The organism is Pantoea sp. Pa-EAmG, from assembly GCF_030024295.1.
GTDB lineage: Bacteria > Pseudomonadota > Gammaproteobacteria > Enterobacterales > Enterobacteriaceae > Pantoea > Pantoea dispersa.
This window is the reverse complement of record NZ_JASEWO010000168.1, coordinates 1-9,601: the sequence shown is the minus strand read 5'-3', so window position 1 is coordinate 9,601 and position 9,601 is coordinate 1. Positions and strand designations below refer to the sequence as shown.

The following is a 9,601-nucleotide window of genomic DNA, read 5'->3' as shown; positions in this document are numbered from 1 at the left end:
CGTAGGTTGCCGCGCATCTTCATGCCAGTGGAGTTAAAACTGCGGCCAAATAGGGTGACCTGATCGTCAGACGTCACATCCTGGCTGACCAGATTAACCTGAGCATTATCCGTGATGATGCGCTCAAGCTGGGAATCCTGCGTCAATGTGTGTACTTCAACGTGGCCATAAAGATACAGCATACGATCTTTCGTCAGCTTTGCCTTGTTAGCACGAACCGACCACGTGGGCACTTTGTTTTCGTCGTAAGTGGTCATCACCGGATTATCGAACCAGCTCACTTCTTCGGCCGAAAAGTAGGTCACTTTATCCGAGACCAGCTTATAGGCCAGCGCACCCGTCGGGTTATACACCACGGTGCTGGAGTTGGCGCTGGTGTAGGTCGGCGCCTGATCGTTGGTCGCCACCGGCGTGGCGCTGTCGTCCTGGTTGGTAAGATTCCAGCCGATCAGCACCAGGGCGATCAGCGCCAGAATCAGCGTTATCCAACGCCTGCTTTTACTCATACTGATTGCCCTTTGGCATCCTCAAATTTGTTCTGCGCCAGCAAAATCAGGTCGCATAGCTCACGTACTGCACCGCGACCGCCAGCAATGCGCGTCACGTAATGCGCGCGCGGCAGTAACACCGGATGCGCATCGGCGACGGCCACGCTCAGACCCGCCTGTGCCATTACCGGCCAGTCGATCAGGTCGTCACCAATATACGCGACCTGGTCTGCCGATAGTGACAGTTTATCCAGGAGTTCGCGCCAGGCCAAAAGCTTATCCGACTGTCCCTGGTAAAGATGCGTAATGCCGAGCGTTTTACAGCGATCTTCCAGCAGTTTAGCGCGGCGGCCGGTAATAATAGCCACTTCGATGTCCGAGGTCAGCAGGCAGCGCACGCCGTAACCGTCGCGCACGTTAAAGGCCTTTAGCTCTTCACCGCTGTTGCCCATGTAAATCAGGCCGTCGGACATCACGCCGTCGACATCGCAAATCAGCAGGCGGATGTTGGCCGCCCGCGCCATCACGTCGGCGCTCACCGGGCCGTAGCAGGTGTTGACCATCGTGGTTTCAGCACTCATTGTTGTTTCCCGTTCAGACCACGCCAGCGCGCAGCATGTCATGCATATGTACCACACCGAGCAGGCGATCGTCATCGGCCACCAGCAGCGCAGTGATGTTTTTGTTTTGCATCAGATTAAGCGCGTCCACCGCCAGCAGGTTGGGGCGCACGCGAATCCCGCCGCGCGTCATTACATCCTGGATGCGGGCCGACTGGAAATCGATGCCCATATCGAAGATGCGGCGCAGGTCACCGTCCGTGAAAATCCCTTCGATTTTCATCAGGTCGTCGACAATCACCGTCAGGCCGAGGTTTTTGCGCGTGATCTCCAGCAGCGCGTCGCGCAGCGAGGCGTCGCGGGTGACGTGGGGAATTTCATCGCCGCTGTGCATAATGTCGCTGACGTGCAGCAGCAGTTTGCGCCCCAGTGCGCCGCCCGGGTGCGACAGCGCGAAATCTTCCTGCGTGAAGCCGCGCGCTTCCAGCAGCGCCACCGCCAGCGCATCGCCCATTACCAGCGTGGCGGTGGTGCTGGAGGTCGGTGCCAGCCCGAGCGGACAGGCTTCCTGCGGCACTTTCACGCATAAATGCACATCGGCAGCCCGGCCCATGGCGCTCTCCGGACGGCTGGTCAGGCAAATCAGCTGCACTTTCTGCCGTTTGAGCACCGGGATCAGCGCGAGGATTTCGCCCGACTCGCCGCTGTTCGAGATGGCGATCACCACATCATTGGTGCTGACCATGCCGAGATCGCCGTGGCTGGCTTCACCCGGGTGGACGAAGAACGCCGGCGTGCCGGTGCTGGCGAAGGTGGCGGCCATCTTCTTGCCGATATGGCCGGATTTGCCCATGCCCATCACCACCACTTTGCCACGGCAGGCAAAGATCATTTCGCAGGCGCGGCTGAAATCGGCGTTAATATACTGGTCGAGCTGTTCCAGCCCTTCGCGTTCAATGCGCAGTACCGCTTTACCTGCCTGCTGGAAGTCGAAATCCGGTTGCTGATGTGACATGGTCAGTCATCCTTAATAGCTTGCGATAAGCGTGGGGCTGAGCCACAGCCACAGCACCCACACGATAAATCCACCTAACAGCAGCGTGCCCGCTATGCGGCCGATGCGGCGCTTGCGCAGCAGGCACAGCAGGGCGAACAGCACGCTGACGCCCAGCATAATCCAGTAATCCCGCGCAAAGGCGTGCGCATCGATCGCGCCGGGATGCACCAGCGCCGGCAGGCCCAGCACAATCGCCAGATTGAAGATATTGGCGCCAATCAGGTTGCCGATGGCGATATCGTCCTCGCCTTTCAGCGCGCCGGCCAGCACCGTGGCCAGTTCCGGCAGGCTGGTACCGACAGCAATCAGCGTCAGTCCCATCACCAGTTCGCTAACGCCGAAGTAATCCGCAAACACCGTGGCGTTGTCGATCACCATGCGCGTCGACATCGGCAGAATAATCAGCGCCACCGCCAGCCAGAGAAACGCCACCGTATTGCCGTTTTCGTCACGCGGCAGCTCCGCCAGTTGTTCACGCGTCAGGGTGTCATTATTATCGCGCTCGGCCCGCCGGGCGATGCGGATCGCCACCAGCAGATAACCCAGCGCCAGCAGCAGCAGTGCTACGCCATCCAGCCGGCTGAGCTGGTTATCAAACAGCATGATGCCGCTGAGCAGTGAGACCAGCAGCAGCAGAGGGAGTTCGCGGCGAATCAGATTGGAGTGTACGGTTAAAGGGTGCAGCAGCGCAGCGCCACCAAGGATCAGCAGAATATTGGTGATGTTCGAGCCCAGCGCGGTACCCACGGCTAAATCCATCTGACCATGCTGCGCGGCAGAGAACGAGACGATCAGTTCCGGCAGTGAAGTGCCAATGCTCACCACCGTCATGCCAATGATCAACGGGGGAATGCCAAGGGATCGACACAGGATCGCGGCGCTGAACACCAGGCGGTCAGCTCCGTAAGCCAGTAAAATCAATCCGATAAACAGCAGGGCAGTGGCTACGAACATGAAAAATCCTTGATGGATAACGGTGCCGGCAAACCTTGTCCGACAGGTAAAAGCAGTGCGCGTGCGGAATCAGGCGCTGATTTTGACTGTCTGAGAGGCAAAAGTAAATTTTAAGGCCGTTTTCGCCACACCGGACGGGTAAGTTTCTGTAAAACTATCGTGCATTGTGGTTTACCAGGCTACCATCCACCACGTTAATTACGCCCGATCCGTTTAAAGAGGTAATGATGATCCAGCAGCAAACGAATCTGGTTGAGGTTCGTGGCGTCAGTTTTACGCGCGGCAATCGCACCATCTTCGACGACATTTCGCTGACCGTTCCGGCGGGCAAAGTCACGGCGATTATGGGCCCTTCCGGCATCGGTAAAACCACCCTGCTGCGCCTGATTGGCGGGCAGCTGCAGCCGGACAAAGGTGAGATCTGGTTTCGTGACCAGAACATTCCGACGCTGTCGCGCCGTAAGCTGTATGACGTGCGTAAAAAAATGAGCATGCTGTTCCAGTCCGGTGCGCTGTTCACCGACCTTAACGTCTATGAAAACGTTGCCTGGCCGCTGCGCGAACACACCCGGCTGCCAGCTGAATTGCTGCACAGCACGGTGATGATGAAGCTGGAAGCCGTCGGACTGCGCGGCGCAGCCCAGCTGATGCCGGCCGAACTCTCCGGCGGCATGGCGCGCCGGGCGGCGCTGGCGCGTGCAATTGCGCTGGAGCCGGAGCTGATCATGTTCGACGAACCCTTCGTCGGCCAGGATCCCATTACCATGGGCGTGCTGGTCAAGCTGATCGATGAGCTCAACCATTCGCTGGGCGTCACCTGCATTGTGGTTTCACACGACGTGCCGGAGGTCTTGAGCATTGCCGACCATGCCTATATTGTTGCCGGGCAAAAGATTATTGCTCAGGGTAGTGCGCCGCAGCTGAGGGAGAATCCCGATCCGCGCGTGCGCCAGTTTATTGAGGGTCATGCGGATGGTCCGGTGCCGTTCCGCTTCGCTGCCGGGGATTACCTCAGCGATCTGACCCGCACAGGGAGAAGCTAAACTGATGTGGTTACAGGCACTGGCGTCATTTGGGCGTCAGGGAATTAACACCTGTGCGGCCTTTGGCCGGGCGGGCTTAATGCTCTTCCATGCGCTGGTGGGTAAACCGGCGTTTCGTAAGCATGCGCCGCTGCTGGTGAAGCAGCTGTACAGCGTGGGCGTGCTGTCATTGCTGATCATTGTGGTCTCCGGCCTGTTCATTGGCATGGTGCTGGGGCTGCAGGGCTATCTGGTACTCACCACTTACAGTGCGGAAACCAGCCTGGGCATGCTGGTGGCGCTGTCGCTGCTGCGCGAACTGGGGCCGGTAGTCACCGCGCTGCTGTTTGCCGGGCGCGCCGGTTCGGCGCTCACTGCGGAAATTGGTCTGATGAAAGCCACTGAGCAGCTCTCCAGCATGGAGATGATGGCGGTTGATCCGCTGCGCCGCGTGGTGTCGCCGCGCTTCTGGGCCGGCTTTATCAGTATGCCGCTGCTGGCGCTGATCTTTACCGCGGTGGGCATTGCCGGTGGCGCGCTGGTCGGGGTGGCCTGGAAAGGCATCGACCCGGGTTTCTTCTGGTCGGCGATGCAGAACGCGGTCGATTTTCGTACCGATGTGATCAACTGCCTGATCAAGAGCGCGGTGTTTGCCATCACGGTGACCTGGATCGCGCTGTTCAATGGGTATGACGCCATCCCGACTTCGGAAGGGATCAGTCGCGCGACGACGCGTACCGTAGTCCATGCTTCGCTGGCGGTGCTTGGACTGGATTTTGTGCTGACGGCACTGATGTTTGGGAATTAATGCAATGCAAAGCAAAAAAAACGAAATCTGGGTTGGCGTGTTTATGCTGGCTGCGCTGCTGGCGCTGCTGTTCCTCAGCCTGCGCGTCGCCGATCTTAAATCGCTGGGTACTGAGCCAACGTGGAAGCTGTACGCCACCTTCGATAATATCGGCGGCCTGAAAGTCAGCTCACCGGTGAAAATTGGCGGCGTGGTGATTGGCCGCGTCACTGACATTTCACTGGATGACAAAACGCTGTCGCCGCGCGTCACCATGGACATCAGCGAACAGTATGCCAATAAAATTCCTGACACCAGCTCGCTGGCGATTCGCACCCAGGGTCTGCTGGGTGAGCAGTTCCTCGCGCTCAACTTAGGTTTTGACGATCCGGAGCTTGGCTCGGCGATGCTGAAAGATGGCGGCACGCTGCGGGATACCAAATCGGCGCTGGTGCTGGAAGACCTGATCGGCCAGTTCCTCTACAAGAGCGGCGACAACAAGGACAATGAGAAATCGTCGGGCGCCGCCAGCGCGAGCGCCCCGGCAGCACCTGCTACAACGGAATAACCCAGAGAGGTACAACACGATGTTAAAACGTTTCCTGATGGTGGCCCTGCTGGCCATCGCGCCGCTGGCGGCAAACGCAGCGGACGCCAACCAGAGCAATCCGTACAAGATGATGAACGAAGCGGCGGAGAAGACCTTTACCCGCCTGAAGAACGAACAGCCGAAGATTAAGCAGGATCCGAATTACCTGCGCGAAATCGTGCGCCAGGAGCTGCTGCCGTACGTGCAGATTAAATACGCGGGGGCGCTGGTACTGGGCCGTTACTACCGCGAAGCCACGCCGGCGCAGCGCGACGCCTACTTTGCCGCGTTTGGGGATTATCTGGCGCAGGCTTATGGTCAGGCGCTGGCGTTGTACCACGGCCAGACTTACCAGATTCAGCCTGAGCAGCCGATTGGCGATGCCAATATCGTGGCGATTCGCGTCACCATCATCGATCCCAACGGTCGTCCGCCGGTGCGCCTTGATTTCCAGTGGCGCAAGAACAGCCAGACCGGCAACTGGCAGGCTTATGACATGATTGCCGAAGGCATCAGCATGATCACCACCAAACAGAATGAGTGGAGCGATCTGCTGCGCACCAAAGGCATCGACGGCCTGACTGCGCAGCTGAAAACCTATGCCGCGCAGCCTATCACCCTGGACAAGCAGCAATAATGAGCGAACCGTTACGCTGGCAGCGCACTGCCAGCACGCTGGCCCTGAGCGGCAAACTGGACCGCGATACGCTGCTGGCGCTGTGGCAGGCGCGTGACAGCGCCATGGCCGGTATCACCACGATTGACGTGGCGGCGCTGGATCGGGTTGATTCTGCCGGGCTGGCGCTGCTGGTGCATCTGCGCGAAATCGCGCGGGCGCAGGGCACGACGCCGCTTTTCAGTGGCATCACCGATAAGCTCGACTCGTTAATCAAGCTGTACAACCTGCAGCAGATTATTGTTTCTGCGGAACAAATCGCCTGATTAACGGCGCTGCTGACAAAGCCCCTGTTTTTTTCAGGGGCTTTTGCGTATTTAAGAGTCAGGCGCTTTCCTCTAAGATATCCGCCTTATTATTATCAAGTGAAGCAATGAGCGATGGAAAATAGTGAAGTTCAGGCCGTGCTAATGCAGGCGCTGCCGTTAGAAGAAGTACATGTTCTCAGCAACGATGGCAGCCATTTCCAGGTCATTGCCGTGGGCGAAATGTTTGGCGAGCTGAGCCGCGTAAAGAAACAGCAGGCTGTGTACGCGCCGCTGATGGAATACATTGCGGATAACCGTATTCATGCGGTGTCCATCAAGACTTATACCCCAGCCGAGTGGGCGCGCGACCGTAAACTCAACGGTTTCTAAGCGCCACTCTGGCTGTTTTGTTGATAGATAATTGAGAGCCGTGTTAATGGACAAATTTCGTGTGCAAGGCCCCACCCGTTTAAGCGGTGAAGTGACCATTTCCGGGGCGAAGAATGCTGCGCTGCCGATTCTGTTTGCTGCGCTGCTGGCTGAAGAGCCGGTAGAGATTCAGAACGTGCCGAAGCTGCGTGACATCGATACCACCATGAAGCTGCTGAGCCTGCTCGGTGCGCGCGTGGAACGCAATGGTTCGGTCCACGTTGATGCGCGCGAAGTTAATGTCTTCAGTGCGCCGTACGATCTGGTGAAAACCATGCGCGCCTCCATCTGGGCGCTGGGGCCGCTGGTGGCGCGTTTTGGCCAGGGCCAGGTTTCTCTGCCGGGCGGCTGTGCGATTGGTGCGCGTCCGGTCGATCTGCACATTACCGGCCTGGAGCAGCTGGGTGCCGAGATCAAACTGGAAGAGGGCTATGTTAAAGCCTCTGTGGATGGTCGCCTGAAGGGCGCGCACATTGTGATGGATAAGGTCAGCGTGGGCGCGACCGTGACCATCATGAGCGCCGCAACGCTGGCGACGGGCACCACCATCATTGAAAACGCGGCGCGTGAACCGGAGATTGTCGACACGGCAAACTTCCTTAACACGCTGGGCGCGAAAATCAGCGGCGCCGGCACCGACAAAATCACCATCGAGGGCGTTGAGCGCCTCGGCGGCGGCGTCTATCGCGTGCTGCCGGACCGTATCGAAACCGGCACCTTCCTCGTGGCCGGCGCTATCTCGCGCGGCAAAGTGGTGTGCCGCAATGCGCAGCCAGACACGCTGGACGCCGTGCTGGCGAAACTGCGTGACGCGGGTGCGGAGATTGAAGTCGGTGAAGACTGGGTGAGCCTGGATATGCACGGCAAGCGTCCGAAAGCGGTTAACATCCGTACCGCACCGCACCCGGGTTTCCCGACCGACATGCAGGCGCAGTTTACGCTGCTCAACCTGGTGGCTGAAGGCACCGGCGTCATTACCGAGACCATCTTTGAAAACCGCTTCATGCACATCCCGGAGCTGATTCGTATGGGTGCGCACGCCGAAATCGAAAGCAACACCGCTATCTGTCACGGTGTTGAAACCTTGTCCGGCGCGCAGGTGATGGCGACCGATCTGCGTGCGTCAGCCAGTCTGGTACTGGCAGGCTGCATTGCAGAAGGTGCGACGCTGGTGGATCGTATCTACCACATCGATCGTGGCTACGAGCATATTGAAGACAAGCTGAAAGCGTTAGGCGCCAACATTGAGCGCGTCAGCGGCGAGTAATCCTTTGTCCTGATTGCCAGGCATGAAAACCAGTCACGACAGCGTGGCTGGTTTTTTTTTGCTTTATCCGCGTGAGACGATCTTTTTCAGATCCTGGGGCGATCGAATGCGTTTTTTACGATCCAGTAGACGCTGCGTGACCGGATCAAAATAGCGGCTGGGCCAGATCTCGGAAGGATGGACCTTCAGCGCCGTGGCGATCAGCCATTCACCTTTAGGCCAGGGGCGTGACAGCGCGTTGGCCAGCGTCGATGAACTGAGGCCAGATTGACGTGACAGGGCGGCCAGTGACGTACCGCGCTTGCGCAGGGCCGCAATGATATCTGCCGGATGCCAGTCTTCTCTCCTTGCATGCATAACTCTCTTCTCCGTGTCCGTGTTAGTGCTCCATCTCTGCAGCGCTGTGGCTCTCCTGCGCAGAGATAACTGGAAAAATCCGGATTTTTATAGCAAATAATTTCCATATGTTTCCAGTAATTGTTTTGCCTGTGCACGAAACTGCGCAGTTTTTCGCAAAAATGCTGCAAGGGAATGTAATCAGACGGGCAGAGCAGGGGAGAGAAATAAAAACGGGGCCGGACGGCCCCGTAGCAGGTCAGAAATCGCGCTGCACCGACATATGCGCCAGCGCTTCCAGTGCGCTGCGCCACGGCGTTTCTGGCAGTGCCTGTAGCGCCGCGATGGCTTTATCCGCCTCTTCTTCGGCGCGTTTGCGCGTCCATTCCAGCGAACCGGTTTGTTGCATTGCCGCCAGCACCGGCTCCAGCAGATGACGGCCATTACCTTCTTCGATCGCCTTGCGGATCATCTGCGCCTGCTCGGGCGTGCCGTTGTGCATGGCGTGCAGTAGCGGCAGCGTCGGCTTACCTTCGCTCAGATCGTCACCGGTATTTTTGCCCAGCGTCTCGCCGTCGGCGCTGTAATCCAGCAGATCGTCGATCAGCTGAAACGCCGTACCGAGATAGCGGCCATAATCCTGCAGCGCTTTCTCCTGCGCTGGCGTGGCCTCCGCGAGGATCGCCGAAGCCTGCGAAGCGGCTTCAAACAGGCGGGCGGTTTTGCTGTAGATCACCCGCATGTAGCTCTCTTCGGTGATATCCGGATCGTTGCAGTTCATCAGCTGCAGCACTTCCCCTTCGGCGATCACGTTCACCGCTTCGGACATCAGTGCAAGGATCTTCAGCGATCCCATGCTGGTCATCATCTGGAAGGCGCGGGTATAGATAAAATCCCCGACCAGCACGCTCGCCGCATTGCCGAACGCGGCGTTAGCGGTGGCTTTGCCACGGCGCATATCGGATTCATCCACCACATCATCGTGCAGCAGCGTCGCCGTGTGGATAAATTCGATCAGCGCCGCATTGGTCACATGCAGCGATCCCTGATAATTCAGCGCGCGTGCTGACAGCACCGCGATCATCGGACGGATGCGTTTGCCTCCCCCGCTGATGATGTAATAGCCCAACTGGTTAATCAGTGAGACATCTGAATTCAGCTGGTCGAGGATGGTCTGGTTGACGGCCG

At 58.3% G+C, this 9,601-nt stretch carries 13 protein-coding genes; 7 read left to right on the top strand and 6 right to left on the bottom strand.

The genetic code is table 11. The features are described 5' to 3' along the window. The 4 genes from lptC to QMM04_RS18135 form a co-directional block, all read right to left on the bottom strand. Nucleotides 1-506 (bottom strand): LPS export ABC transporter periplasmic protein LptC (gene lptC / locus QMM04_RS18150; protein ID WP_282996684.1); only part of this gene is annotated, 506 nt, incomplete at its 3' end. Next, nucleotides 503-1,069 (bottom strand): 3-deoxy-manno-octulosonate-8-phosphatase KdsC, encoded by a 567-nt coding sequence (gene kdsC, locus QMM04_RS18145; RefSeq protein WP_058774894.1) that lies wholly within the window; start codon nucleotides 1,067-1,069, stop codon nucleotides 503-505. The genes lptC and kdsC, both read right to left, overlap by 4 nt. Nucleotides 1,070-1,082: 13 nt before the next feature. Next, nucleotides 1,083-2,063 carry an arabinose-5-phosphate isomerase KdsD gene (kdsD, locus tag QMM04_RS18140; protein ID WP_021507738.1) on the bottom strand — a complete coding sequence of 327 codons (981 nt, stop codon included), beginning with the start codon at nucleotides 2,061-2,063 and terminating at the stop codon, nucleotides 1,083-1,085. A 12-nt stretch (nucleotides 2,064-2,075) separates the two neighbouring features. Further along, nucleotides 2,076-3,059 carry a calcium/sodium antiporter gene (locus tag QMM04_RS18135; RefSeq protein WP_104093949.1) on the bottom strand — a complete coding sequence of 328 codons (984 nt, stop codon included), beginning with the start codon at nucleotides 3,057-3,059 and terminating at the stop codon, nucleotides 2,076-2,078. A 227-nt stretch (nucleotides 3,060-3,286) separates the two neighbouring features. Here QMM04_RS18135 and mlaF point away from each other — a divergent pair, with 227 nt between their 5' ends. From mlaF to murA, 7 genes are all read left to right on the top strand, one after another. Beyond that, nucleotides 3,287-4,102, top strand: a complete 816-nt coding sequence (mlaF, locus tag QMM04_RS18130) for a phospholipid ABC transporter ATP-binding protein MlaF (RefSeq protein ID WP_021507736.1) — start codon at nucleotides 3,287-3,289, stop codon at nucleotides 4,100-4,102. A gap of 4 nt (nucleotides 4,103-4,106) precedes the next feature. Then, nucleotides 4,107-4,889: a lipid asymmetry maintenance ABC transporter permease subunit MlaE gene (mlaE, locus tag QMM04_RS18125; RefSeq protein WP_021507735.1), complete on the top strand. Its 783-nt coding sequence runs from the start codon at nucleotides 4,107-4,109 to the stop codon at nucleotides 4,887-4,889. Between the two features lie 4 nt (nucleotides 4,890-4,893). Further along, nucleotides 4,894-5,436, top strand: coding sequence for an outer membrane lipid asymmetry maintenance protein MlaD (gene mlaD, locus QMM04_RS18120; protein WP_021507734.1), 543 nt, complete (start codon nucleotides 4,894-4,896; stop codon nucleotides 5,434-5,436). A gap of 19 nt (nucleotides 5,437-5,455) precedes the next feature. Beyond that, nucleotides 5,456-6,094, top strand: coding sequence for a phospholipid-binding protein MlaC (gene mlaC, locus QMM04_RS18115; RefSeq protein ID WP_021507733.1), 639 nt, complete (start codon nucleotides 5,456-5,458; stop codon nucleotides 6,092-6,094). Further along, nucleotides 6,094-6,399 carry a lipid asymmetry maintenance protein MlaB gene (mlaB, locus tag QMM04_RS18110; RefSeq protein WP_021507732.1) on the top strand — a complete coding sequence of 102 codons (306 nt, stop codon included), beginning with the start codon at nucleotides 6,094-6,096 and terminating at the stop codon, nucleotides 6,397-6,399. The genes mlaC and mlaB overlap by 1 nt, the downstream gene beginning before the upstream one ends. Nucleotides 6,400-6,513: 114 nt before the next feature. After that, nucleotides 6,514-6,771, top strand: coding sequence for a BolA family iron metabolism protein IbaG (ibaG, locus tag QMM04_RS18105; protein ID WP_007886637.1), 258 nt, complete (start codon nucleotides 6,514-6,516; stop codon nucleotides 6,769-6,771). A gap of 46 nt (nucleotides 6,772-6,817) precedes the next feature. Continuing rightward, nucleotides 6,818-8,077 carry a UDP-N-acetylglucosamine 1-carboxyvinyltransferase gene (murA, locus tag QMM04_RS18100; RefSeq protein ID WP_021507731.1) on the top strand — a complete coding sequence of 420 codons (1,260 nt, stop codon included), beginning with the start codon at nucleotides 6,818-6,820 and terminating at the stop codon, nucleotides 8,075-8,077. A 63-nt stretch (nucleotides 8,078-8,140) separates the two neighbouring features. Here murA and QMM04_RS18095 read toward each other — a convergent pair whose 3' ends face one another. Both QMM04_RS18095 and ispB read right to left on the bottom strand, forming a co-directional pair. Further along, on the bottom strand, nucleotides 8,141-8,434 hold the full coding sequence (locus tag QMM04_RS18095) for a helix-turn-helix transcriptional regulator (RefSeq protein WP_021507730.1): 294 nt from the start codon (nucleotides 8,432-8,434) through the stop codon (nucleotides 8,141-8,143). A 238-nt stretch (nucleotides 8,435-8,672) separates the two neighbouring features. Then, complete coding sequence (gene ispB / locus QMM04_RS18090) at nucleotides 8,673-9,584, bottom strand: octaprenyl diphosphate synthase (protein WP_282996686.1); 912 nt, start codon at nucleotides 9,582-9,584, stop codon at nucleotides 8,673-8,675. Between the last annotated feature and the right edge of the window lie 17 nt (nucleotides 9,585-9,601).